Origin of the sequence: Chitinophaga terrae (ex Kim and Jung 2007), assembly GCF_900107795.1 — a bacterium.
GTDB classification, from domain to species: Bacteria; Bacteroidota; Bacteroidia; order Chitinophagales; family Chitinophagaceae; genus Chitinophaga; species Chitinophaga terrae.
The window spans coordinates 89985-116043 of record NZ_FNRL01000005.1 but is presented as its reverse complement, the minus strand read 5'-3'; the positions used below and the strand labels follow the sequence as shown (position 1 = coordinate 116043).

Annotated in this window: 23 protein-coding genes and 1 tRNA gene; 16 read left to right on the top strand and 8 right to left on the bottom strand. The window is 46.1% G+C overall.

Annotated features, from left to right (window positions below; all coding sequences use genetic code 11):
* Positions 1-97: 97 nt before the first annotated feature.
* The 5 genes from BLV62_RS06975 (at position 98) to BLV62_RS06955 (ending at position 4967) form a co-directional block, all read left to right on the top strand.
* Positions 98-1435: a TolC family protein gene (locus BLV62_RS06975; RefSeq protein WP_089760075.1), complete on the top strand. Its 1338-nt coding sequence runs from the start codon at positions 98-100 to the stop codon at positions 1433-1435.
* Positions 1436-1439: 4 nt separating this feature from the next.
* A complete protein-coding gene (locus tag BLV62_RS06970) occupies positions 1440-2504 on the top strand; it encodes an HlyD family secretion protein (protein WP_089760073.1) in 1065 nt (354 codons plus the stop codon).
* The gene (locus BLV62_RS06965) at positions 2497-4086 is read left to right on the top strand and encodes an MFS transporter (protein WP_089760071.1); all 1590 of its coding nucleotides are present in this window, start codon (positions 2497-2499) and stop codon (positions 4084-4086) included. The genes BLV62_RS06970 and BLV62_RS06965 overlap by 8 nt, the downstream gene beginning before the upstream one ends.
* A 115-nt stretch (positions 4087-4201) precedes the next feature.
* The gene (locus BLV62_RS06960; RefSeq protein ID WP_139169994.1) at positions 4202-4681 is read left to right on the top strand and encodes a hypothetical protein; all 480 of its coding nucleotides are present in this window, start codon (positions 4202-4204) and stop codon (positions 4679-4681) included.
* Between the two features lies 1 nt (position 4682).
* Positions 4683-4967, top strand: coding sequence for a hypothetical protein (locus tag BLV62_RS06955; RefSeq protein WP_089760068.1), 285 nt, complete (start codon positions 4683-4685; stop codon positions 4965-4967).
* Between the two features lie 238 nt (positions 4968-5205).
* Here the strand turns inward: BLV62_RS06955 and BLV62_RS06950 are convergent, their stop codons facing one another.
* Together BLV62_RS06950 and BLV62_RS06945 are read right to left on the bottom strand one after the other, a co-directional pair.
* Entirely contained in the window at positions 5206-6807 is a 1602-nt protein-coding gene (locus tag BLV62_RS06950; protein ID WP_089760066.1) for an NAD(P)/FAD-dependent oxidoreductase, read from the bottom strand.
* Between the two features lie 304 nt (positions 6808-7111).
* Positions 7112-7960 carry a hypothetical protein gene (locus BLV62_RS06945; RefSeq protein WP_089760064.1) on the bottom strand — a complete coding sequence of 283 codons (849 nt, stop codon included), beginning with the start codon at positions 7958-7960 and terminating at the stop codon, positions 7112-7114.
* Positions 7961-8036: 76 nt separating this feature from the next.
* Between BLV62_RS06945 and BLV62_RS06940 the strand changes: the two genes are divergently transcribed.
* A tRNA-Gln gene (locus BLV62_RS06940) sits at positions 8037-8107 on the top strand.
* Positions 8108-8188: 81 nt separating this feature from the next.
* Here BLV62_RS06940 and BLV62_RS06935 read toward each other — a convergent pair.
* Positions 8189-10297 (bottom strand): RagB/SusD family nutrient uptake outer membrane protein, encoded by a 2109-nt coding sequence (locus tag BLV62_RS06935; protein WP_089760062.1) that lies wholly within the window; start codon positions 10295-10297, stop codon positions 8189-8191.
* A 535-nt stretch (positions 10298-10832) separates the two neighbouring features.
* Here BLV62_RS06935 and BLV62_RS06930 point away from each other — a divergent pair.
* From BLV62_RS06930 to BLV62_RS06895, 8 genes are all read left to right on the top strand, one after another.
* A complete protein-coding gene (locus BLV62_RS06930) occupies positions 10833-11072 on the top strand; it encodes a hypothetical protein (protein ID WP_089760060.1) in 240 nt (79 codons plus the stop codon).
* A gap of 230 nt (positions 11073-11302) precedes the next feature.
* Positions 11303-12151 (top strand): hypothetical protein, encoded by an 849-nt coding sequence (locus tag BLV62_RS06925; RefSeq protein WP_139169992.1) that lies wholly within the window; start codon positions 11303-11305, stop codon positions 12149-12151.
* 87 nt (positions 12152-12238) lie between these two features.
* The gene (locus tag BLV62_RS06920; protein ID WP_089760057.1) at positions 12239-12790 is read left to right on the top strand and encodes an RNA polymerase sigma factor; all 552 of its coding nucleotides are present in this window, start codon (positions 12239-12241) and stop codon (positions 12788-12790) included.
* Between the two features lie 70 nt (positions 12791-12860).
* Positions 12861-13910 (top strand): FecR family protein, encoded by a 1050-nt coding sequence (locus BLV62_RS06915; protein ID WP_089760055.1) that lies wholly within the window; start codon positions 12861-12863, stop codon positions 13908-13910.
* 99 nt (positions 13911-14009) lie between these two features.
* On the top strand, positions 14010-17363 hold the full coding sequence (locus BLV62_RS06910) for a TonB-dependent receptor (protein ID WP_211117724.1): 3354 nt from the start codon (positions 14010-14012) through the stop codon (positions 17361-17363).
* 11 nt (positions 17364-17374) lie between these two features.
* Positions 17375-18772, top strand: a complete 1398-nt coding sequence (locus BLV62_RS06905) for a RagB/SusD family nutrient uptake outer membrane protein (protein WP_089760053.1) — start codon at positions 17375-17377, stop codon at positions 18770-18772.
* An 8-nt stretch (positions 18773-18780) separates the two neighbouring features.
* The gene (locus tag BLV62_RS06900) at positions 18781-19818 is read left to right on the top strand and encodes a cyanophycinase (protein ID WP_089760051.1); all 1038 of its coding nucleotides are present in this window, start codon (positions 18781-18783) and stop codon (positions 19816-19818) included.
* A gap of 12 nt (positions 19819-19830) precedes the next feature.
* Positions 19831-20859: an isoaspartyl peptidase/L-asparaginase family protein gene (locus tag BLV62_RS06895; RefSeq protein ID WP_089760049.1), complete on the top strand. Its 1029-nt coding sequence runs from the start codon at positions 19831-19833 to the stop codon at positions 20857-20859.
* A gap of 29 nt (positions 20860-20888) precedes the next feature.
* Here the strand turns inward: BLV62_RS06895 and BLV62_RS06890 are convergent, their stop codons facing one another.
* From BLV62_RS06890 to BLV62_RS06870, 5 genes are all read right to left on the bottom strand, one after another.
* Positions 20889-21254, bottom strand: a complete 366-nt coding sequence (locus BLV62_RS06890) for a helix-turn-helix domain-containing protein (RefSeq protein ID WP_089760047.1) — start codon at positions 21252-21254, stop codon at positions 20889-20891.
* An 18-nt stretch (positions 21255-21272) separates the two neighbouring features.
* Positions 21273-21581, bottom strand: coding sequence for a type II toxin-antitoxin system HigB family toxin (locus BLV62_RS06885; protein ID WP_089760044.1), 309 nt, complete (start codon positions 21579-21581; stop codon positions 21273-21275).
* Between the two features lie 199 nt (positions 21582-21780).
* The gene (locus BLV62_RS06880; RefSeq protein ID WP_089760042.1) at positions 21781-22536 is read right to left on the bottom strand and encodes an SOS response-associated peptidase; all 756 of its coding nucleotides are present in this window, start codon (positions 22534-22536) and stop codon (positions 21781-21783) included.
* Between the two features lie 4 nt (positions 22537-22540).
* A complete protein-coding gene (locus BLV62_RS06875) occupies positions 22541-23035 on the bottom strand; it encodes a hypothetical protein (protein WP_139169990.1) in 495 nt (164 codons plus the stop codon).
* Between the two features lie 22 nt (positions 23036-23057).
* Positions 23058-23477 (bottom strand): LexA family protein, encoded by a 420-nt coding sequence (locus tag BLV62_RS06870; protein WP_089760038.1) that lies wholly within the window; start codon positions 23475-23477, stop codon positions 23058-23060.
* Between the two features lie 431 nt (positions 23478-23908).
* Here BLV62_RS06870 and hisG point away from each other — a divergent pair, with 431 nt between their 5' ends.
* Together hisG and hisD are read left to right on the top strand one after the other, a co-directional pair.
* A complete protein-coding gene (gene hisG / locus BLV62_RS06865; protein WP_089760036.1) occupies positions 23909-24763 on the top strand; it encodes an ATP phosphoribosyltransferase in 855 nt (284 codons plus the stop codon).
* A 12-nt stretch (positions 24764-24775) separates the two neighbouring features.
* Positions 24776-26041, top strand: a complete 1266-nt coding sequence (hisD, locus tag BLV62_RS06860) for a histidinol dehydrogenase (RefSeq protein WP_089760034.1) — start codon at positions 24776-24778, stop codon at positions 26039-26041.
* Positions 26042-26059 lie beyond the last annotated feature (18 nt).

The following is a 26059-nucleotide window of genomic DNA, read 5'->3' as shown; positions in this document are numbered from 1 at the left end:
CCGGAATGATGAAAAAATTGACTATTTATCGGAAACTGCAAATTATCAACCTGCCTAATTTTGCGCCACAGAATTGAACACACAGGTCCCAATTTTTATGAATCACAGAGCTAGGATCGCTGTCATGTGGGTTTTAATGGCAGTTTATGCGATCCCGATTTATGCACAAGATGCTGCAACGGAAGTAAACGACACCCTGAAAATTTCGTTATCACAAGCCTGGCAGAAAGCGGAATCATACAGCCGCAAAATAGCCATCAGTAAAAAAGCTACCGCCATTGCCGGCGATGAGATCAAAGACGCCATACGCGAACGCCTGCCGGAGCTGGAAGTAATGGGAAGTGCTGAAAAAGCTACCAACATACCTGTTTACGGTAACGGGATATTTACCAATCCTACCTCCCAGCACGAAGTGATACATAATCTTTACAAGGTCGGCGCAGACCTCTATCTTAATATCTATAACGGGAATAAGCTCAACCTGAAAATTGAAGAAAACAGGATACTACATCAACTGGCAGGTATACGTGAAGCCGAAACTGTTTCCGGTATTCGTTACCAGACCGCCGCATTGTACCTGGAACTGGAACAGGCTCTCATCTTCAGGGAATTGATATTGCAGGATATAGCAGATCAGCAGAAACAGTTAAAAGAAATACAATCGTTTCACCGGAACGGTACGGTGCTGAAAAGCGATGTGCTGCGGGTAGAACTGGATCTCTCCAAACGCCAGTTAACCCTGGTGAAGATCGAGAACGATATCCGGATCGCCAACCAGAAACTGAATATCATCATGGGCGAACCGGATGAAAGAGTTGTAAGGCCCGAGATAACGCAATTGCCAACCGACGCAGGAAGGTATACCGATTATCTTGAACAGGCCTTGCATCATTCTTACGCCTGGCATATTTCAGGTGCAGAAACTGAGATTAGCAGGCTGCACGTGAAGCAGGTGAAAGCGAATGTAAGACCTAAGATAGGCTTGTATGGCGATTTTTACTATGCCAATCCCCAGATCTTCCTTTATCCCTATAACCCGTCCTGGTATTCATTGGGCATAAGCGGCATTAAAGCTTCTTTCCCGCTTTCTTCTCTCTACCACAATACCTACAAATTGCAGTCGGCGCACCTGGAGCTGGAAAAAGAAGAAGAAGCGCATCACGATACGGAAGATAAAGTAAGGCAACAGGTGAAAGAAGCGTTCCTCCGCTACAAAGAGGCATTGGTGCAGATAGATGTTGCAAATACAAATGTAGCAAGGGCAGAAGAGAACGCCCGTATTATCAAAGTGACTTATTTCAACCAGGCCTCCCTGGTAACAGACCTGTTGGATGCAGATGTACAGCTGCTGCAATCCAGGTTCGAACTGGCCGCAGCTAAAGTATTGGCGCAGAACAGGTACTACTTACTCCAGCATATTACAGGCATCCTTTAATAAAATGAAAAAGAATTACATCGTAACAGACAGACTGATTACCCGGATCACAGGCTGGATGGCAGGGCTTATCGTGCTCGCATTGGCCATCTGGGGCGGCTACACAATCTGGCATTATTACAGGTTCGAAGAAACAAATGATGCGCAGGTGCAGGAATATGTTAACCCTGTTATCTCCCGCGCAGGCGGATTTATTGTAGCTGTAAAGTTTGAAGAAAATCAGCCGGTCAAACGGGGAGATACTCTGCTGATCATCGACAACCGGGAGTACGTGTTGCAACAGGAGCAAACGGAAGCGGCTATACGTAAAGCAGAGGCGCAGCTGCAGGTACTGGAGAGCAACATTCATACGCTGGAAAGAACCGCCGGCGCCGCCAGCGCGCAGATCAGCGGGGCCAGGGCAAAGGTCTGGAAACAGCAACTGGACTTCGACCGTTATCAACAGATGTATAAAGAAGAAGCAGCTACCAGGCAGCAACTGGAAAACATGCAGGCGACGCTGGATGTGAATAACAGCGAATACAAAACTGCCACAGAAAATTTCAATGCCGCCAGCTCGCGTATCGCTGATGTCCGCGCGGAAAAAGAGGTGGTACAGGCGGAATTGAAACGCCTGAAAGCCTTGCTCGACAGGCATAAGCTGGATGTCAGCTATACAGTGATCACCGCTTCTTATGATGGCCGTATGGGACGCCGCACGGTGGAAGTAGGCCAGATGATCGATGCCGGTGAAGTGCTTGCCTATATTGTTAACAACGAAACGGATAAATGGGTAGTTGCCAACTACAAGGAAACGCAGGTGGCCAATATGGCCATAGGAGACACCGTGGAAATAGTGGCGGACGCCTACCCGGGTCAGACTTTCAGGGGAACCGTCATCAGTCTTTCGCCGGCCACCGGTTCCAGCTTCTCGCTGCTCCCTCCCGATAACTCTACCGGCAACTATGTGAAGATAGTACAACGTATACCTGTCCGCATCCGGGTAGATGGACAGCGTAAAGAAATAGACAAACTGAAGGTAGGGATGAACGTTAACGTTTATCTGCCAAAACACCAGCATCATGGATAATGCGATTCCTATCTTCAAACAATGGACGCCGGAATGGTTGATCAGGTGCAGTCTTTTCCTGCTCATCCTGCCCAGTATTGTACTGTTCTTTTTGCCGCTTGCCAACGTCAATGCAGCGGCGGGGTTCTATGGTAGCGAACCGGCAGATATGCAGTTTGCAGTAGCCTTGTTTTACGCGGGTTATGTAGGGTTTTACAGCCTGGAAAGGCGTTTCTTCGTATTCATTGCAGCAAAGGAGTATTTTATCATCTTCACTTTCCTGCAGGTGCTGAGCTGTTTTACCTGCTATTTTGTACACGAGCTGTATATACTTTTCCCGGTTCGTTTCCTGCAGGGCATGTTGTTTGCCTGTACTGTGAACCTCTCGCTGTCATTGATGTTTACCCGCCTGCAGAGCGAACGAGCCAGGGAAGTCAGCTTCTCCGTGTTCTTTGGCTTCCTGCTCTGCGCCTTGCCGTTCAATAATTTCGTAACAGCCGACCTGATAGACGCATATAATTTCAACGTTGTTTATAAAGCTACTTTGTTTGCTTATGCGCCTTGCCTGTTCCTGTTGTTGCTGACAATGAACAATGTAAGACTGAATGTGAGGTTTCCCTTGTATAATCTCGACTGGCAAAGTTTTTCGCTTTACAGCATTATTCTAGTATTGCTCGGTTATATTATGGTTTACGGGCAGGAGTATTACTGGCTGGAAGATGTGCGGATCAGGTACAGCGTAATATCCATAGCCGTGGTATTAGTTGTCTACCTGCTGCGGCAGTGGAGGATGCGTCGACCTTACCTGCATTTGCAGATCTTTAGGTACAGGAATTTCAGGATTGGCCTCATCGTATTGTTCGTGATGTATATATGCCGGTTTGCATCGGGGATCACTAATACTTACTATGCTACCGTACTGGGCTTCGATCCGATGCACATATCGTATATCAACCTGTTGAACATGGCGGGTTTGGTTATAGGCGTGATCGTTGCCTGTTGCATGATCCTGCAGAAGAAGCATATACGCAGTGTTTGGGTCCCGGGTTTCCTTTTCCTGCTGGGCTTTCATGTGAGCATGTATTTTTTGTTTGATGTGCAGGCAGATGAATGGAATTATTTTGTCCCCCTGCTGGCGCAGGGTTTGGGAGTGGGGATGATCATGGTGCCTACTATTGTTTACATTATTTCATCTGTGCCGGTGGCTATAGGCAGTTCGGCGGCTGCCACGGGATTGCTCGTCAGGTACCTGGGATTTTGCGTCAGCATTGGCCTGATCAACTATTTTGAACTGTACGGCAAGAGTCGTCACTATAATGCGTTCCAGGACCATCTCAGCCGGTTGGATCCTGTAGTGAAAACAACGCTGCGCACACAGGCGCATCACCTGCAGGCAAAAGGAATGGCTGCGGGTCGTGCTGCCAAAGGCGCAGATAAGTTATTGATAAAAGCGGTCAACGGGCAGGGACAACTTCGTTTTGCCATGGATTACTATGAGTTGATAAGTTGCCTGATCATCGCAACACTGCTGTTAATTGCCTTGTTCCCTTACCTTAACAGAACGGTGGTGTACCTGCGGTCGAAGCGCCTGGGACCTGCTTAACAAAAGTGTGGACGGTTTGGACTTTTCCCCGGGAGGACGAATACACTGCTAGTCCTTCCGGGTTTTTTGTTTATTATTGATCCGGAAAAAGCGATACCGGATCAACAATTTAAAGATGCTGAAGAAATTTAAGGGTAAGTATTATTACCAGGTGATTATTATACTATCGGCCGTGTTAATATTTTCGCAGGAAAGGATTTATTATTGGGCATTTCCGCCGGGAAGGAAATTTGGAACAGCGTTTAATGAGGAAAGAAAGCGTATTGGAATTGCTACCTTGCCTGCTGACTGGGAAACGAAAGACAGGTATACGGAAACTAAGAACTGGCATCCGCCTGTCAGTCCTGATACCGGGGCATTCAGGAGTTCTAAAACAGTAATTGTAAATGACGACGGGGAGATAACTTACGATGGGGATATTTATATGAAGATAAAAGGCAAGGAACATGAAAGCCTGATCGTTGGTTATAAATTTGGCGATAAAGGAGGCTGGGAGTGTAAGTATTACAGTTCTGTGCTTAACAGGCAGGCGCTGGAAATGACTAAACCGCAGGCAGATAGCGTAATACAGAACTGGGGATTAAAAGAGGAATAGTATGAACAAAGTTGAGGTTGCATTTTTGGAGAAGGGGGAGCGGAGGGCTGGCCTGGTGCTTTATTCAAGGGATGTGGCCCTGGCATTCGTAGAAGCATGTAAGGCAGAAAGAATCGTTTTGTTAGGAATAGATGCTTTTTTTCTGACCCCTGATACTGTACAACCTAGAATAGAATACAGCAGGGATTTTTCTTCCGGGTTCTTTAGCGGAGATGCTTATAAAGCTGCGGAAGACTTGCTGTTGCTCGCACCGGATAACCTGTTTTTTGAAATGGTATGTGAATAAATTTTGTACATAAGATTGTTAACACTGACTTACTTTCTTTTATCAGGGATGAGTTTACCTGGTGATAATTATAAGGCGTCTATACCCCTTGATGTTATAATTGAGGCCATAAATTTATGATCGCCTTTCATGCAAATTTCGGGTTAATTGCAAAGTCGATGAAGAAGAACGCATGGTTTAGAAGGGGGAGGGCTAACAGACCCGGGACCTTGATCTGCTAACCCTTTTATTTCTATTTCTATTTTTTTTCTTCGTGGTATTCCTGTTCCGTGTTAATAGACCAGATATTTGATTTCGTTACAATCCCCGCTTCAATATTATCTACTGCAACCATTGCAGTTAACATAGAGTGATCAGAGTTATTGTATTTATGCATGCCGTTGCGGCCAACCAGGAAAAGGTTTTCAAACGTATCAATATAGTTCCTTAGTTCGTCGAAGCGGTTGTAGGTTCCGAAATATGCGGGATATGTTTTTTCCATTCTTAAAACTGTGGCGTCTAAAACGTCCGATTGTTGGGCCAACCCTATCTTGCAGAGTTCTTCGATTGCTTTGATGCGGATGGTATCATCAGGCTGTTCCCAGAATTCATCGCCCTTGTTGCAGAAATACTCCATCCCTACCCATGTGGTGTTGGGGTCTTTCACCATATATGGGCTCCAGTTGTTGAATAATTGAAGCCGGCCTACTTTTACATCTTTCTCCTGGATATAGATCCAGGTGTCTTCCAGTTTGGGAGGTCGTTGTTCGCCTGTTTTTTTATCGGTAAGACTTAGGTTTTTCAGGAGTATGCCGATGGTTACGAAGTCGCGGTACATTAAGCCAGCGGCTACTTCTTTTACATTAGCAGGAACATTCGCGTCGAGATCTGCAACCAGTTCTTGCATAGGCATGGTAGAGAAGAAATAGTCGCCTTCCAGCAATACTGTTTCTCCGGTTGCCCTGTCGAGGGCCGTTACACCCGTTACCTGGTTGCCCTGTGTATGTATCTTTATTACATCATGTTGCATCAGTACTGTGCCGCCTTTTTCGGTTACCTGGCGGGCCACTTCTTCCCAAAGCTGTCCTGGTCCGTGCTTGGGATACAGGAATTTTTCTATGAGGCTTGTTTCCACGCCTTTTTGTTTAATGTCTTTCGGTTTGCCGGCATCAATGGCCGATTTAACAGCATGTGCAATGGCTTTGCCTATAGAGATGCCTTTAATGCGTTGGGCGCCCCATTCGGCGGAAATATCTTTACAGGCAACGCCCCATACCTTTTCCGTATAGTCTTTAAAGAAGAGATGATATAAGGTTGTACCGAACCTGTTTACCATGAAATCTTCCAGGCTTTTTTCCTCCTTTCTTGGGAAGGCCCGGGCATAGAGGTAAGATAGCATAATCTTTACGGTGGTCGCCAGTCCTAATTTTCCCAGGGTTTCTATAGAAAGTTGAATAGGGTAAGTGAAGAACTGTTTAAGAAAATAGATGCGTGAAAGCCTTTTTCTTACCAGCATGATCAGGTCGGGGTCCTGTGCTACCAGCGTATCGGAAGTGGGTTCGGGGCGTTTGGCTTTTACTTCCCTTGTTTTATTCTGGTAGCTGATGGAAAAAATTTCTGCCGCCTCTTTATCCAATGGCATCATTGTCATCCACCAGTCCATTACGCGGTCTGATTTAGAAAAGAAACGGTGACCGCCTATGTCTATCCTGTTTCCTTTGTAATTCACTGTTTTGGAAATTCCACCAATATCTGTACTCTTTTCCAAAACAATGGGAACTATATCTGTGCGTTGTAATAATTCATAGGCAGCAGTGAGTCCTGCGGGGCCGGCGCCTACGATAATTGCTTTCTTTTGCATGAGCGAATGAGGTTATTGATGAAAATGGTTTTCTGAGGTAGTATTGCACAATCTTTCTCTGTTACGTTACCGGAAGGGTATTCCCCGCGTTCGGAAAAACTGGAACCTGTAAAGTGTTGGCATATCAAAATAGTTTTGCTACGAATATTTCAATGTTGAATTATTCGTTTAAGGGTATAGTATATCGATGGGTTTAGCGGCAGCTAACACTAGCTGGAAGCGTTATACAAGTATAGGAGGAGTTACTGAAATGGCATTTCAGCCGGCAGAATTGCCGGAAATTGCAATGGGGTTGGTAATTATGTTAGAATTTCCACTTGTAGAAATATACAGGCGCTTTCTTTCCTTCGCTGATAGTTACATAGCCATTGTTGCGGGGAGTGATGGTAATGCCTTCGCCCTGTTTCTCTACAACGTATGGCAGTTCTTTCGCAGGTTTTTTCATCGCTTCTTCTACCGACTCGCCTTTGTTGCGATGCCAGTAATAGATCTTGGTAAGGGTTTTAATAACGATATGATGGCCATCTTTCGAGATATCGCCTGATACTACCCAGGTGTATGGCAACTGGATCAAAGGTTCCAGCGTAGCTTTATCACCATCGTTGAACAGCAGTTTGGTTTTAAACAAGGTGACCTCTTTTTCCCGTTTACTGATTATGTACAATTGTTTACTGATCGGGTCAAGCATTAGTGTTTCCGCATCCCTGGCGCCATCGGGATATCGCAGTTTTAGTTCGTCAGCTTTTAATTTTATGTATGAGCCGGGTGTAACCTTTGAAGGTTCGGGAAACCTGTAGATCCTGATATGATCCCGGATAGCGTGGTTATCGCCGATATCGCCTACGTATACATAGTGTTTACCGGTCTGGGGGCCTATGCCTTCTGCAATATCTTCCCAATCCCTGTTCTTGGCATTTTTCAGCCAGACAGTTGCAACCAGCGAAGCGTGGTTGTCGAGCAGAAAAACTTCCGGGTCATTTCCGCTATCGTTATGCGTCCAGTAGTGCCCAGCCAGGGGTACACTGGAGGCGATCCCGGAGGCTTCCGTGACCTGCTTGCCGGATAAGTTGCCTAATATCTCGGGTGTTGCTGTTTGAGCGGAGGAGGTATTGACAGCAAGCAACAATGTAATATACAGAACGATCTTTCGCATTGTGGAAAATTACATAAAACCTATGATATTGAATATTATAAGAAGTTATGTATATTTGCGCTGTCAAAATTGACTTTGCCCGATAGTATAATGGTAGTACGACAGACTCTGACTCTGTTTGTCTTGGTTCGAATCCAGGTCGGGCAACGAAAAAGGAGAAACCGAAAATTTCGATTTCTCCTTTTTTATTTTGCGGAATCCCTAGCATATAGAAGTCTTAATATCCGCCTAATACCCTACATTCTGCATCATACCACTATACGAGTTCATATAATCAGCCGGTATAGGAAGCAATTCATTCTTAGGACTGGTGTAGCCTTTCGCGCCGAGCATCAACTGGGCCATTCCCCAACGCTGCAAACACACAAAGCGGTTGCCTTCCCGGAGCATTTCCTGCTGCCAGATATTCCTTAATGCATTCCTTACCTGGGCTATAGTATTGTTGGTAGATACAACCTGGCTGCTTGTCAGGCGCAGGCTCAGGCGGTTGATATAGTTTACAACGTCGGCTGTCACCCCACCCCCAGGCTGTTCCAACAGCCCTTCTGCAGCTATCAGGTACATCTCCGCAAGCCTGATAGTTGGGCACCTGCTGGAAGCTGAGTTGCCATGAAGACCGCCATATATAAAATAAGCATTGAATTCGGGCATTTGCATCCTGTCTGAAAGATCCCAGATCACTTCCGCATTAGGCGCGGTAGTGAATACACTGAGATAAGAGGGGAGTAGTTGGTAGTTACCACTGTTCAGCACTGATTGTGCATAGATAGCGGCATTTTTATAATCCTTCTGCACCAGCGCAGTCCTGGCAGCGAGTGCGGTAACAGCGCCTTTGGTAGGCCTGAAAACTTGATCCTGGGGCCATTGGGCAGGCAATACGGTCGAGGCTTCGTCCAGGTCTTTCATTACCTGCTGGTAAGCTTTCTGGCGGCCATCGGTATTCGACAGGTCTGGCGGTAGCACTACACCGTTCAATATAGGGACATTCCCAAAGTAGGTGAACAACTGGAGGTAGATATAGGCGCGAAGGTATTTGGCTTCCGCTATTACAGTTGCCTTTTCAGTGGCGTCAGGTAATCCCGGTACGTCCCTTATTATCCTGTTCAACTGTGGTAATGCCGATAGGTAGGCGCTGTTCCAAAGGCTGGTGAATATCGGTTCCTGCGGGGTAAACGTAAAATTGTCTATCGCTTGCCATTTAGCGGCAGTAGCATCTGCGTTGTCGCTCAGGTAGCTGTCCATCATTGTAAAATTGAGAAAGGCGGTAGCATCCAGTGAGTAGCAACCCTGCAGCAATGCCTTAGCGGCTAACAGGTCGGGAATGGTTTTCAGGTTGTTGTTATTGCTATAGCCGATCAATACATCGCGGGTAGCGGTCAATCCTTGTTCTGCCTTCACCGAGGTGTATGGTAACGCCACAAAATCATTGTTATCGATACGGCCATCTGCATTAGCATCCCATAATCGGAAATTCCCTGGGGCGCCATTGGGTTGCTGTGGGCTGGCGGCTACTTCGGCCGTGGTTTGGAAAACCGAATCAAATCCATATCCGGCCAGTAATCCACCCACTGGTTGGGGGTTCCAGAATCCTTTGTCTTTGAGGATATTGCTCATATCTCCCTTGGTGGCAACAATAAAATAGACACCTGCATCAACCTTGCTGAACTTCGCTTTCCCGTTGAGATCTGTTTCTGCAGTATAGGCTGGTGCATTGCTTGCATAATCTTCACGGGAACGGTACAACGCTACTGTGGCTCCGCCGGCCACAGCTCCCCTGGGTTGGGTTGCAGACCATTGCGTAGCATCCCATACGGTGATAACCAGCGAAGGACTCTTCTTTAAAAGCCCGTTAATGGTATAGATCATCGTTTTATCGCCGCTGATCCCTTGCTTACCTGTCAGCAACACGCCGTTCACCCGGAGATCGTCTCCTGTTTTGGTGATGGTCAGCGTTTTCCCGTTAAGAGTGGTAAAATGCGCGTTGTTGGTCAGTGCGCTGGTGTTGATAATTCCTTTTACCACATAATCCTGAACGTCAGTAGAGTCGGGCAACGCTTCGCGCAGTTCTCCATTCCCTGCCGCCTTACGACCACCGGGGTCATTAAATGCGCTATTCACGGGCGCAAATACGGTTACGCCCTGGGCAGCGTCTGCATTGTTTAACTCAAGATCTTTCAAATAAGGGGCAAAGCTGCTAAGGCTATCTATTTTCGCTACTTGCCCGTTCAGGCCTTTTACCAGGTTTTCGGCATCGTGGTTCTCTGCCGGTTGCGGTTTGTCTTTTTTACAGGCAACTGCAAGCAATACTATGGAAATCAATAGTGCAGTGTATTTCATTGCGAAAAAATTAAAGGTTAGTTAAAGCGTAACCAGGTTGGGCATACGGAAATACAATCCGCATGTTTTCCCTGTTATTGAAGAATTTTAAACAGATATCAATTTTACAGGATGATGCAGCCTCACGGCTGATTATGATAGGGAGCAGTTTTTTTAGTTCATGTAGTTCTGGAAACAGTAAAGTGAATCAATGAAATAAGAATTAAACCATTTATATACATATTTAGATTTCAGATCTTTATCGTTCTTACATTCCCGCTACAAAACTAAAAATACAGGCTGCCAGGGGCAATAGCCATTTATAACTATTGTTTTTGAAAGAAGTCCTTAATAACTATCTTGGGGAAGGCACTCTTTATTGTAGTATGCAAAAGATCCTTTTCTTCCACGGAGGCCCGGGCCTCAACTCAAATCCTGAAAGACATCTACTTACTGAAATGTACCGGGAAGCGGGTTTTGAGCTTCTTTGCTGGGACGAGCCTTCACGCCAGCGGCCCGAGGGCCATCTTTTCAGCCAGGACAACGCTTTCGGAAATTGCAGGAAATACTTAGTGCTCCTTCGGCCACCTTCGGGGAGAAAATAGCGCGCGGATGGCAGTTGGCGGCTGTCAACCCCCGGCTTTTTAATTATTACTGGCAGGATATGCAAAAGATGCAGGAATTCGTTCAATATTATAATAATGAGTATGTACCCGATGCTGAAAGCTTTTTCAGTGTACGCAGGTCGTGGTATGCAGTGTCAATGCCCCGTCAACAGAAGTTCCGGTTATTGTAATATATGGCAAACATGATAACATTATTTCAGTCGAAGAAGAGTTGGCTGTTTTGCCAACTTATTTTGTTGATCCAAAGATCATAGAAATGCAAGGGTCGGGGCACTACCCGCATATCGAAGAACCGGAGAAAGTGTTGCAAATATTGCAGGAAGAACTCAAAGTTCATAACCATCAATCCCAAAACTGATTATCTTTGCCCCGGAACAAAGACCGTAAACCCGTTTTGCCCATGAAATATCTGTTGTCCCTTTGCTTGTTTTTTGCCTGCTGTACGTTGATCTCCTGCGATCAGAAAATGGTACACGATGGAAGTTTTAACAATACCTCCCTGGGAACAGCGGTAGGAACTTTGAAAGATGACAATAATTCCTGCCTGCCAGCAGCAGTAAAAGGAACTTTCAGTACCGGAACAGTAAATAGCGACGCATACCTGGAAATATCTGTAAACGTGGCATCCCCCGGCTCCTATCTTATTACTACCAATACTGTCAACGGGGTATTCTTCTATGCCAAAGGAGTATTTTACCAGAAAGGTATCCAAAAGGTGCAGTTAACAGGAAAAGGTGATTTCCAGGCAGGCGGTACTTTCCCTTTTACTTATACCTTTAACGATATGTCATGTACCCTGGACGTTCCCGTTGCCGGCACTCCAGCTAATCCAGGTAATGGCAATGGCGGCGACGGCGATATTGTCAGCGGCTCATGGTCGGTAACCATTGCCGGTGTAAAATACAGCGGTACCAAGTTCCAGTTGACAAAAAGCACCGCTCCCAATACTTATACCTTTTCATTCTTCACAGATGATCTGGCTTATATGGGAGGCTTCCTGCTTCCTGCACCCGGTGGAAAACCTGCAGCAGGTACATACAGGACAACCGACAACGTATACACGATTTTTTCCTGGATGAAAATGTCCAGTATGGACAATACCATAGGCGCCGGCGTTTCCAGCGGTTTGGTAGAGATCAGGATCACAGCTGTGAACGGGAATAAGGTTGAAGGAACTTACTCCGGAACTGCTGTTAATATGAACGGTGATGATGTAAAAGTTGCCGACGGTAAGTTTAAAATGAACTAAGAAGACTGTTTATAAACTATACGGGCCGTCTCTACCTGGTAGAGGCGGCCTTTTTCTTCCCTGTAAAGAATTGTATATTTATCCCGTATGTCGTTTGATACGGAAAACAGCCAGCACTGGGAAAAACTTAGGAAAGGGGAGAAACAGGCTTTATTTGCCCTGTATAACAATACCTATTCCCATCTCCTCCGGTTTGGCCTCAGGATCTGCGCAAACGACGAACTGGTAAAAGACTGCATCACCCAACTGTTCCTGCAGCTATGGAACAAACATCCGCAACTGAACCCTGTTGCTAATGTAACCGCCTATCTATTTACCGCCTTAAAACGCCAGTTGATAGACCAGCTGATATTACAGGAAAAGATCCATTCGGCTATCCATAACCTGGCCGAAGAATCGTTCGGCCAGGAGCTGTCGTATGAAGAGATCATTATCCAGGGCCAGCAGGATGAAGAACAAAAACTCCGGTTACAGAAAGCTATGAAGGCCTTAACTCCCCGGCAAATAGAACTGATCCGGCTAAAATTCTTCGAGGGACTGTCTTACGAGCAGATCGCCCAACAAACATCCCAAACGGTCAAAACCGCCTACAACACCATCTACGACGCTATTAAAATGCTCCGGAAACAACTGAAATAAAAAAAATCTCTTTTTTTCTTAGGAAAAACGAAAGGTAACTCCGTCTGTATACTTAAAGGACGTTTCTTACATGGATTTTCTAACAGCTACTGTCGAAGATTTAGTGTGCAATGAGTCATTCCAGCTATATTGCCTGGAAGATCCATCGGCTGATGTTGCATATTGGGAAACGCTGATCTCCGCACATCCGGAAATGGCGCCGGTTGTTAATGAAGCCAGGCAACTGGTCATTACTTTATCTGCCCGCCAGGGCGACCGCCTGAAACAACTGCAGCACCTGAAAGATGGAATAGAAAGGTTTGATCTCTTACAGCAGGTGATCGGCGAAGAAGAGCCGGGACCCGCTTCATCAAAGAAGCTGTACTGGCTCGCAGCGGCCGTGGCAATAGGAGCCATCATAACAACCATCATCTTTTTTAATAATCACACCACTTCAACACTTACGAGTTCATCAAAAGCGCCTGAAAAAACTATCAGCTCAGGAACGGCGCCCAGGAAATCGATGGTGCTGCCCGACGGTACAACGGTTGTACTCCGGTCGAACAGCGCCCTAACCCTCTCGCCAGGCTTCAATACCACCGACCGGCAGATTGCCCTGACTGGAGAAGCGTTCTTCGATGTTTCGTCGAGCGCCACGCTTCCTTTCAAAGTGCATACCTCCGCTATGGACGTACAGGTACTGGGAACCATTTTCAACATCAGCGCCTACCCGGACAGCCGGGCCGCCGAGGCTTCCCTTTTTAAAGGGAAGATCGCTGTTCAGCTGGCAGGCAGCAAACAGGAACCTATTATCTTAAAACCAAATCAAAAACTATCTGCAAACCTTAATACGCCATATACTATTTCTCCTTTAAAAGCTGATCCTGTCAGCCATAAGGCTACAGAAATAGCCTGGGTACGCAACCGGCTGGAAATAGAAAATGAGCCGCTGGAAACTATTGCATCCAGGCTGGGAAAGTATTATGGCGTACCGATCAGGTTTGCAGATGAAGAAGTAAAGCAATACAGGTATTCCGGAACGTTCGAGAGTGAATCTGTCTGGAAAGCATTGGACGCGTTGCAACTGTCTTACCCTTTTACTTTTAAAATGGTAGACAGTACGATCATTATAAGTAAGTAAAAAGTCAACCAAAATAATAAGAGAGGTGCTGGCACACCTCTCCTGTAATTGGCCTAGTAAACATCCGGAATGAATTATTAACTAAACCAAACCAAAGGTATGTTAAAACTTGTAATCCTGGCAAGGAAAGGGCTTCCTGTTCCTGCCGGTAAACTGCTGCTAACTATGAAATTGACGGCCTTCCTTTTTTTACTCAGCTTACATGTTCAGGCCACCTGTTTAGCCCAGGAAACCATTACATTGAAGGCTAAAGAAGTAAGCATCAGGCAACTGTTAAAAACTTTAGAGCATCAATCCTCTTATCGTTTCGTATTTCACGATAAAACGCTCCCGGATAGCAAAAAAGTAACAGTAGCCGCCAAAGAAGCATCGCTCGACGCTGTGCTGTCACAGGCTTTTGAAGGAACCAACCTGGCCTATTCCGTTAAAGACAACGGCCTGGTGGTTGTTTATGCCAGGGAGGTACTGGAAAAGAATGCTGAGAATATTACCATTAAAGGATTGGTGACAGGTGCATCCAACCTGCCGCTTCCCGGCGTAACGGTAAGGGCAGTGGGAACTAACCTTGGAACCACTACCGGCGCTGATGGCGCTTACTCGCTCAGCGTACCGTCAACTACCCAGTCGTTGCAGTTTTCCCAGGTCGGATACCTTAGCCAGACAGTGGCTATAGGAGGCCGCCAGGTTATCAACATAGCTTTACAGGAAGATGTTAAAACCCTGAACTCCGTTATCGTTACCGGCTATACGAATTACACGCGCAACAAGTCGGTAGCCGCAGCGGGAGTAGTAGGGGCAGATAAGATCACCCAGGTGCCTATGGCGTCTTTCGACCAGATACTCCAGGGCAGGGTGCCGGGAATGGTGGTAGCCGCAGGATCAGGACAACCTGGCGCCAGCGCCAATGTAACCATCCGCGGGGTCGGAACATTGAACGGCAGCACCAATGTATTGTATGTGATGGACGGTATTCCTATTGAAGCTAACCAGTTCCAGAGTATCAACCCTTCAGACATCGCTTCCGTTAACGTACTGAAAGATGCCAGCGCCAAAGCGTTGTATGGTTCCCGCGGCTCCAACGGTGTAATAGTTATCACCACAAAAAAAGGGAAAGCAGGTAAAATAGCAGTCGATTACAAATCCCAATACGGTTTCTCTACGATGACCACACCAAAATTCCAGATGATGAATTCTGAACAGCGTATGCAGTTCGAAGAAGAGATCGGCCTGGAAAGCGGGGACGATATAGGACCGGGATGGACTTATTCAAAGAAGAATCCTGAATATGCGAACAAAACTCCTGAAGAGCAACGGGAAGCAGACCGGATTATCGACAGCCTGACTCATCATAATACCGACTGGCGTAAACTGTTCCTGCAGCATGGACAGTTCCAGGAACACCAGTTAAGCGCCAGCGGCGGAAATGAATTTGTTCGTTTTTACAGCGCCGTGAACTATTTCGATCAGCAGGGTATTGCCAGAACAACAGGCCTGAAAAGGTATAGCCTGAAGAATAATATCGATTTCAATGCAGGCAGGCTTACCGCCAACCTGAATGTAGGACTGGCTTATTCCAAATCCAACTACATAGAAAAAGAAGCTACCAGCCGGGCTTATAACCCGCTGGCTGCCGTTTATTACGCTTTGCCGTATGAATATCCTTATGCTGCCGACGGAACGCTGGTTACGAACTTTAACGAAGATGAATACCCGGTGCTGGATTACAGGGAAGGCAGCAACGCCCTGGAAGCCATGCAGAATATTTCCAATAAAATGGACCAGTTGAAAAGCATTATAGGCGGTTCATTGAACTATACCCTGGCCAAAGGCCTGGTAGCTAAAACCCGTTTAGGGCTCGATTTCGGTCAGAACACCACTGTGAGATTCGTAAACCCCGATTCGTATGCCGGATATAAAGAAACAGGCCGTAAAGGCAGTTATGCGGAAGGGGTAACGAGTAACTTCTCACTTGTTTCAACTTCAGGTTTAACCTATTCAAAAACGGCAGATAAACATGATTTCGAAGTTTCTGCCTTTTATGAATTTGTAAAGAGAACCTACCGCGCTTCCAAGTTTACAGGTTTTGATATAGACGGGCGTTTGCCTAACACGCCGGCAGGAATTAATCCGGGTTCTCCCTTCCGTCCTTTGCTGGAAGGAGGCCGCACAGAGTCGGCGCTGGCAAGTTACATAGCCGTTGGCCGCTACACGTATGCCGACAAGTATACGTTGAACCTGAGTTATAGGTACGACGGATCATCGACTGTTGCACCAGCCAACCGCTGGCATGGTTTCTATTCTGTTGGTTTAGGATGGGAAGCGAAAAAAGAAGGATTTCTTGAGTCTGTGGATTTCATTACAGACCTCCGATTCCGCGCCAGTTACGGTACTTCCGCCAATCCTTTCTTCCAGGGTAACCCATATACTTATTTCGCCACTTACGGCGCAGGGCAATACGGCGGAAATGCGGCCATTGTACCTACTGCACCGGGTAATCCCTACTATGATTGGGAATATGCCAAAGAATTCAACGTTGGGTTTGATCTTGCAATGTGGAATAACCGCATCCGCGTGATCACAGATGTTTATAATAAACTCACCAATAACCTGTTTGTCAGCCAGCCGATTTCCATTACTTCAGGGTTCTATCAACTGTCGCTTAACTCCGGCGCTATGCGCAACAGGGGTATAGAGATGGATGTGCAGGCAGATGTTCTGAAGATCCGCGACTTCACCTGGAACGTAGGGTTCAACTTCGCCTACAATAAGAACGTGATCACAGACCTGGGCGGCGCTGATGAATTTCCACAGGGCACTACACAGATCGTAAGAGTGGGATTGCCTTATGGTTCGCACTATGCGCCTAAATGGGCGGGTGTAGATCCTGAAAATGGCAACCCCTTGTATTACGATCGTAAAGGCAACAAAACCACTGAGTACAACGAAACTGAAATGAGCGTTGCCGAATTTGGAACCTATATTCCGCCATTCACCGGCGGCTTCAGTACAGGATTTTCCTACAAAGGCATTTATGCCAATGCTTTCTTCACATTTGCAGACAAAGCAATGCGATACCTGAATGAAGATTATTATAACGAGAACAGCAACTTCGCTACCAGTAATCAAACCATCCGCATGCTTTACGACCGCTGGAAAAAACCTGGCGACAATGCGATACTGCCAAAATATGGTACTACCAGGGGATATTCATCCAAAGACATCCAGGATGCTTCTTACCTGCGCCTGCGAAACGTGAATATCGGTTACATCTTCCCTAAATCGGTAATGTCGCGTATCCATTATGTACAAGGCATCCAGGTGTTTGTACAGGCACAGAACCTGGTTACATGGACGAAGTGGAAGAGCTTTGATCCGGAAGGGAATAACGGCGACGGACGTTTCGATTATCCAAGCGCCCGTACCTATACTGTTGGATTAAATGTGAATTTCTAAAACTAACCGTCATGACTATCCGATATATTAAATATAGCTTATTATTACTGGTTGCAGGAACGTTCATGTCCTGTTCTAAAAAACTGGATCTCTCGCCTATCGATAACATTGATCCATCCAAAGCCTTCAGAACGGTAGCCGATCTCAATGGCGGATTGCTGGGCGCATACGATGGGATCACCAATAATACCATTTACAATGTTTCCCTGGTAACTGATGAATGTAATTTGCCCAGTGAGAATAATACCGGAAGAGGAGTGGCTACTTACCGCTGGCAGATCCATCCAAGCAATACTACTATCACCGCATCATTTGATGAAAACTATATCATCATTGACCGCCTGAACAGGGCGCTGGCAGCTGTAAATACAGTTAAAGTGAAAGCGGGAGAAGAGCAAAGCCGTGATCAGTATCATGGGGAATTGCTTGCGCTCAGGGCTTATTGTCACCTGGAACTTTTGCGTAGTTATGCAGAAACCTATGAGCCGCAGGCAATGGGCGTAGCCTATATGGATAGTTCCTATATCGGCAAACCTTCCCGGAACAGCGTAGCGGAAGTTATTTCATTTATGGAAAGAGATCTTACTGCCGCTAAAAAGCTGATACCAGCCGGGTTCAAGGATAATAGCCGTATTACGTTGGCTGCGGTTTCAGCTATACAGGCAAGAGTATCCCTTTATGCCAAACAGTGGGATAAGGCCATTGGCTTCGCAACAGAAGCTATAAATGCGGTTCCGCTGGCTACAGTTGCCCAATTCCCCGGAATATGGAAAGATGAGGAAGAAGCTGAAGTGATCTGGAAGATAAAACAGGTATCAGGGAATGATGATCTTATAGGCAGCCGTTACAACGATGTGGGAGGTATAGTGTTATATGCGCCGTCTTTCAAATTGCTTAATCTTTTTGATAAAAACAATGACATTCGCTATACCAGCTACGTGAAATTTGATGATACCCGTGGCGCTGGCAAATCTTTATACAGCGTTATAAAATATGCAGGATCAAAAGAAGCCAACCTGGCTGATATCAAGTTGTTCAGAACTGCGGAAATGTACCTGATCCGTGCGGAAGCGCTGGCAGAAAAAGACAGGGTAGCCGACGGGGCAAAAGATCTGAACACACTCAGAACGGCAAGGATCAGCGGGTACCAGGATCAGACCTTCGCCGATAAAACCACCCTGATCAATGCCATCTACGACGAGCGGTTTAAAGAACTCGCATTTGAAGGGCACCGCCTTTTTGACCTGCGCCGCAGGAACCTGAATGTTGCCCGCAGCAACGAAGACGCTGCCAACACCAATGGCGCATTGCTGATGAAACCGGGCGATAAGGGATATGCTTTTCCGATCCCCGACCTGGAAACCAAGGCCAATAAGAACATGAAACAAAACCCAGCTTATCTTAAATAGGAACACTTATGAGAAAAAGTATGCTAACAGCAGGGATGCTGCTGCTTATAGCTATGGCATCGTGTCAGCAGCCGGAGAAACAGGTTACCGTACCTGGCCGCCCTGCCTCCATCGGGTTGGTTGGAGACACGGCTAACGTTAACACGCCGGTAAAAGGAGGAGTGGTATTGATAGGTGGAGGAGGAAATGTGAACAGTGCTTTTCAATGGATGATAAACAGGAGCGGGGGAGGAGATGTAGTAGTGCTTACGGCTTCAGGCAACGGAGGATACAATGTGGAGATCGATTCGCTGGGTAAGGTAAATTCAGTGGAAACGTTGAATATCACCAGCCGGGAACTGGCCAATAATGATACCGTGGCGTATATTATCAGGAATGCGGAAATGTTGTTCATTGCAGGAGGCGACCAGTCGAGGTATATGAACCAATGGAGAGGTACAAAAGTAAACGACGCTATCAATTACCTGCTGCAGGAAAAGAAAGCGCCTGTAGGCGGTACCAGCGCAGGTTGTGCAGTACTGACCGGATGGTATTACAGCGGGGAAGGCGGCAGCGCCGTTTCGGATTCTGTGCTGGCCAATCCTTTCGATTCCCTGGTGACCTTGTATAACAACGATTTCCTGCACGCGCCATACCTGAAAGATGTGATCAGTGATCAGCATTACCTGAAAAGACATAGGGAAGGGCGTCATGTAACTTTTATGAGCCGTATTGTTAAAGATGCGGGCATATATCCCAAAGGCATTGCACCCGACGAGAAAACAGCGGTATGTATTGATGAAAACGGCATGGCTACCGTATATGGTGCGAGCAAGGCGATCTTCCTGCAAACCGATAGTACAAAAGGTCCTGAATCTTGCGAAAAGAACCGACCTTTGGAATGGAACCATGGAGGAGCAGCTATCAAGGTATATGAAATACAGGGGAGTGATACAGGTAGCGGTACCTTTTCGGTAGCCGATTTCGACCCGGCAAAAGCATCAGGTGGCGCCTGGTATTGGTGGTGGGTAGAAAACGGGCAGTTAAAAAAGAAACAAGCGTTATAAAATTTATCGGATATGAAAGGTTTAGGTTTTTGCTCATTGATCATTTTCTTGTTCCTGGGTTTTATGCCGGCATTTGCCCAGCAAGGATCTTACGTGATGGTAGTACATGGAGGTGCGGGAACTATCCTGAAAAAGAATATGAGCCCGGCACAGGAAGCTGCTTACAGGGCGGGGATAACCAGGGCTTTACAGGCAGGTTATAAAATATTGAGCACTGGCGGTACCAGCCTGGACGCTGTTACTGCCGCAGTAAAAGTACTGGAAGACGATTCCCTGTTCAATGCAGGTAAAGGAGCTGTATTTACCCACGACGGCAGGAACGAAATGGACGCTGCGATTATGGACGGCAAAACCCGTGCAGCCGGCGCCGTTGCTGGAGTGACCATTGTACGGAACCCTATTACCGCAGCAAGAGCGGTAATGGAAAAATCGGAACATGTGATGATGGTTGGACCAGGCGCAGATAAATTCGCCAGGGAAGCCGGGCTGGAAATTGTGGACCCTTCTTATTTCCGGACCGAAATGAGATGGAGAAGCCTGCAGCAGGCGTTGAAAGATGATTCTCTGAAAAAGATACAGTCTAATGCGGCTGTTGCTCCTGGAAAGCTGGGCATCAAAAACCGGGACAATAAGTTTGGCACCGTAGGTGCGGTAGCGTTAGACAAGCAAGGTAACCTGGCTGCGGCTACCAGTACAGGCGGCATGACAGATAAGAAGTTTGGCAGGATAGGGGATTCCCCCATCATAGGAGCGGGTACTTATGCCAATAACCAGACGGTAGCTGTTTCCTGCACCGGATGGGGCGAATATTATATCCGCAATGTAGTAGCTTACGACCTCTCTGCCCTGATGGAGTATAAAGGGCTGCCAGTTCAGCAGGCGGCCAGGGAAGTGATCACTAAAGTGGGTAATATGGGGGGAGACGGCGGATTGATCGCCCTGGATAAGAATGGAAATATGGCGATGCCGTTTAATACAGAAGGGATGTATAGAGGTTCAGTTACTAAAGATGGAAAGATAGTAGTGGAGATCTATAAATAGTTTTCTTTTTAGAGAGCTTAATATGTGAATTATATTAGGCTCTCTAAAAGTAAATTACCATCGATCTGGAATTTTGTATGAATTGTTTTTAGAACCTCTGTATTGGGAGATTTACTTCCGTGTAGAAGTTGGTTTAGAAAACCTTTCGAAATATTTAATTCCTCAGCTAGGTCCGATTGAGACATATGCTTACTATTCAATAAATATTCAATTATCTCCGGAAAGCGAGGATTTATAGGCATAGGATAATGTATAGATTCCCAGACTTCCACTGCTTCAGCTAACAGGCTTAATCTTTTTTCCTCAGTGCTGTTTAGCTTTGAAAAGCCTTTTTGGTAAAGCCCTTCAATTTCTGCCATCGCTGTAAAGTAATCCTGTTTAGTTTTAATTTTCATATAATACAATTGTCCTTGTTATAAATTGAGCAAGGTTCCATTTTTGTTGTGTATATCATACTCCTTATGTGTTAGGACCGCCCTAATGTAAACTAGCTGGGTATTAAAATGAATACCTGCTACTATCCTAAAGTTATTGCCGCCAATATTAAAAACGTATAAGTCTTTATCCACATAATCGACAGAGCCCGAAACTTCTTTTTTTAATTCATTAAAATTACGGCACTTAGCTTGTTTGATTTTTTTGCACCAGTCATTTAACGACGTAGCTGCAACCGGATGCTTTGCCTCAAATGCATAGATTGGAGGCATGGATATAATTCTCATCTATCCTAGGTTTTAAATAGTTAGTTTTTGTCACAGCTATATAGTTTCAAATCAAACTCCGGTTTACCACAGACGTTTTTATAGAGCAACTGTGTTTTTGCTCTTTACAAAAATAGATATTTATTTTCATTTGAAAAAAAAATTTTCAAATGAAAATAATGTTTTCATTTGAATGGTAAAATGAGAAATATCTAAAACATCAAACCAGTTGTAATCCCGGCAGCCCCTCATACACCGCCGGCGCGATCACACTTTCATCGTCGGGCTTCACTTTCCTGACAGAATTAACCGGCCAGAAATCCAGTAACTGGGAAGGAAATTCGTATTGAAGGATCGCCTTGATATCTTCATCATTTAACCTGGGATCTACCCACTTTTCAGCCAGTTCGTTGGAAAGCATCATAGGCATCCTGCCTGCATTATCCCCGCCATTATGTATCTGCGCCATTACAGCATTAGCCTTGCGGGTAAGTATGGTGAAGGTTGGGATACGTTCAGGTTTATCTGCATCCCAGGAGTTGGAAAGCGCCCATAAACCGGCAACAAAGAAGATATCCTGTTCCTTGGATTTGATGTAATATGCTACCTTGTTTTTCCATCCGGGTATCTGCCGGTATTCGAAAAAGCCGGTTGCAGGCACCAGGCAACGCTGATGCCGGATGGCATGCCACAAAGTGCCGGGTTCCTGCACTTTTTCACTACGGGCATTTAGAAAGAGCTGTCGTTGTTTTTTTACTTTTTCTACAGTGTCCAGCATTTTAGGAATAGGCCCCCATGTGAATTTATTTAGCTGCAATCCATCCTGGAAGGTAATTACAGGCCATTGGGGAAAAGACATACCGATCTTATGCCAGGTAGGACTGAAATTTATGTCCAGGTTCCCTTCGCGTTTCAACTGTGGTAAATACTGGTAAATACTTTCTATGTTGGCGGTAAAGGCGATGTCGTAACACATACTGTTAAAGGTTATCTAACTCCGATAAAGGTACTCTTATTTCCTGATGCACATAGTGCAGTGTAACATACAATTCTCCATACTGCAGCAGCAATCCTGCTCTCACCCTTCCCAGTGCTGTTTCTCCCCATTTAGTTCTTTGTACCACATATTTATGGATCATAGGCAATAGCTGCTGTATAATAGCAGTTGTAGAATCCTGGATAACGGCTATGTATATTTTATAACCGGCAGGTTGACGGGCGGCATGGTATAATTTCTCTACTTCCTCGGCATGATGGGTTTGATAAATATACTTCCTCTTATCGAACCGGATATGCTGGAAATGTAAATTGGCTTCCCCTATATTGGTATAAGGCGTTACCAGTAATGCTTCTTTAATATGCTCATCGTTACTGTTTCTTCCCGCGGGATAGCTTTGCCTTACAAATAATGTAAAGCCATTTTCTAACATAGCTTTTAACAAAGCCTCTGTTAATAGTGCTAAAGGTTGCTCCATTGTTCAGTGATTCTCAGGTCTGTTATTTACGGATATCTACAATTACGGCGGTTACCACTCCCCAAACCTGGAAGTCTGTTTCTTCAGTGATCGCTATCGGTTTATAAAACTCATTTTCCGGATGCAATATCCAGCTGCGCCCGGCTTTTACTAATCGTTTTACTGTAAAATCACCGTCCAGCGCCGCCACGACGATATCGCCGGTGTTTGGGCGTATGGACCTGTCTACCACGGCCAGGCAACCGTCGGGAATATTAGCGCCTATCATGCTGTCGCCCTTTACCTTTATAATGAAGGTATTGCTGGGATTGGGCTGCAAAATGCGGGAGAGATCTATTTCATCTTCCTGGTAATCGAGGGCAGGAGTGGGGTAACCGGCAGGTATACTGGTATCAAAGAATGGCAGGGTTACATCCAACTCACTCAACTTCAATGCTTCCATGTTACTATGATTTTTGTGAATACTAATATTATTAGCAAAATAAAGCTAAAAATATTAGTTTGAAAAGCCCGTTAACACATTATTTACAAAAGAAAAAAGCCGGCGCCAAAGACTGCAGTGGCAAGGAATGAAGTGTCAGTCGCTTAGCCCGGGAACTGCTAAAAGCAGCGCAGGGGATATTTTTTGGATTTTTACATTTTTTAAACAAATGATAACATTAGGAGATATTTATTGAAGATTTGATAAAAAAGCTTTGTTTTATCATTTTACTTAGTATTTTTGCACACGAAAATTATGATCATCAACATCCACATACATCATCACCATCATATCTTACCGAAACGGTAGGCAGGGGATGATTTGTGAATTCATCATATTACATCATCAACGAGGGCTTACCGAAGAGGTAAGCCCTTTTTATTTTATCCGGGATGAAACTTAAAATCGCAATCCAGAAATCTGGCCGCCTCCACGAAGATTCTATCAAACTGCTGAAAGAATGCGGCATCGACATCAACAATGGCGTTAACAAGCTGAAGACAGAAGCCAGTAATTTCCCATTGGAAGTATTTTTCCTGCGCGACGATGATATTCCTCAATACATTGAGGATGGAGTAGCCGATATTGGTATTGTGGGTGAAAACGTTGTACTGGAAAAACAAAAGCAGGTCAACATCGTACAAAAACTGGGATTCGGTAAATGCCGCCTCTCTATGGCTGTGGAGAAGTCGTTCGATTACACCGGAGTACAGGACCTGCAAAATAAAAGGATCGCTACCAGCTACCCGGTGATCGTGGCAGACTTCCTGGAAAGCAACGGCATCACTGCCGAAATACATGAGATCAGCGGATCTGTGGAAATAGCCCCGGGTATTGGCCTGGCGGACGCGATCTGCGACCTGGTGAGCAGCGGTTCTACCCTGTTCATGAACGGGCTCAAAGAGGTTGAAACCGTACTGAAATCAGAAGCTGTACTGGCTGCCAACCATAACCTGCAACCAGCGCAACAACAGCTGCTCGATAAATTACTGTTCCGTATCCAGGCTGTAAAGAAAGCAAAGAATACCAAGTATATCCTCCTCAATGCACCGAACGATAAACTGAATGAGATCATCAGTTTATTGCCCGGCATGAAAAGTCCTACCGTGCTGCCATTGGCGGAAGCGGGATGGAGCTCTGTACACTCCGTATTAAGTGAAAACGAATTCTGGGACATCATCGAAAGCCTGAAAGCCGCCGGCGCAGAAGGTATCCTGGTAGTGCCAATCGAAAAAATGGTGATCTAAAAAGAAACTATCATGCAAGTAATCAGATATCCCGATAGCTCTTCCTGGAACACGCTGCTGCAACGGCCGGTGATGGATACGTCTACCCTGGAAGCGAAGGTAGCGGCTATCCTGGAAGAAGTGAAGAAAGATGGCGATGCAGCGATCAGGAAATTTGCAGCCGCTTTCGACAAGGTAACGTTAACAGATATACGAGTTCCTGCAACTGCTTTTGAGGAAGCCGCAGCGGCATTGGACCCTGCGCTGAAAGCAGCTATACAGCAGGCGGCAAAAAATATCTCCGCTTTCCACAGCGCCCAGAAAGAACAATCGAAGGTCATTGAAACAATGCCGGGAGTGGAATGCTGGCGGAAATCAGTAGCCATCCAGAAAGTAGGGCTTTATATCCCCGGGGGATCGGCTCCTTTATTCTCTACCATCCTGATGCTGGGTATTCCTGCTAAACTGGCTGGCTGTAAAGAGATCGTGTTATGCACTCCATCCCTGCACCCGGCTATCTTATACACCGCTCAACTGGTAGGCATTGACAAGGTATTCACGATCGGCGGCGTACAGGCGATCGGCGCAATGGCGTACGGAACAGAAACCGTTCCGCAGGTCTATAAAATATTCGGCCCCGGCAACCAGTACGTTACCTGCGCCAAACAGCTTGTCAACAAAAGCGGCCTGGCTATCGACATGCCTGCTGGTCCGTCTGAAGTCGCTGTACTGGCAGACGATTCCTGCATACCTGATTTCGTAGCTGCCGACCTGCTCTCACAGGCCGAGCACGGCCCCGACAGCCAGGTGCTGCTGGTTACAACCAGCGAACAGGTGATCGCCAATGTTACCAATGCTTTGGAAGCTCAACTGGCCCGGCTGCCGCGTAAAGACATCGCTACCGGCGCGCTGGAAAACAGTAAAATGATCCTCGTGTCTGATACCGATACCGCGGTGGAGCTGCTGAATGCCTACGCACCGGAACATCTCATCCTGGCTTGCGATAAGGCGGCGGAGATAGCGGAGAAGGTAACCGACGCCGGTTCCGTTTTCATCGGCAATTTCACTCCCGAAAGCGCCGGCGACTATGCTTCCGGAACGAATCATACATTGCCGACCAATGGCTATGCAAGAGCATATAGTGGCGTATCTTTAGATAGTTTTGTTAAAAAGATTACCTTTCAACAGATCTCTCCTTCCGGTTTGCAGCAAATAGGAGCCACTATTGAGGCCATGGCCGCCGCCGAAGGATTGGACGCTCATAAAAATGCAGTAAGTATTCGTTTATCTTCCATTTGATCATTTCAAAAACTGGTA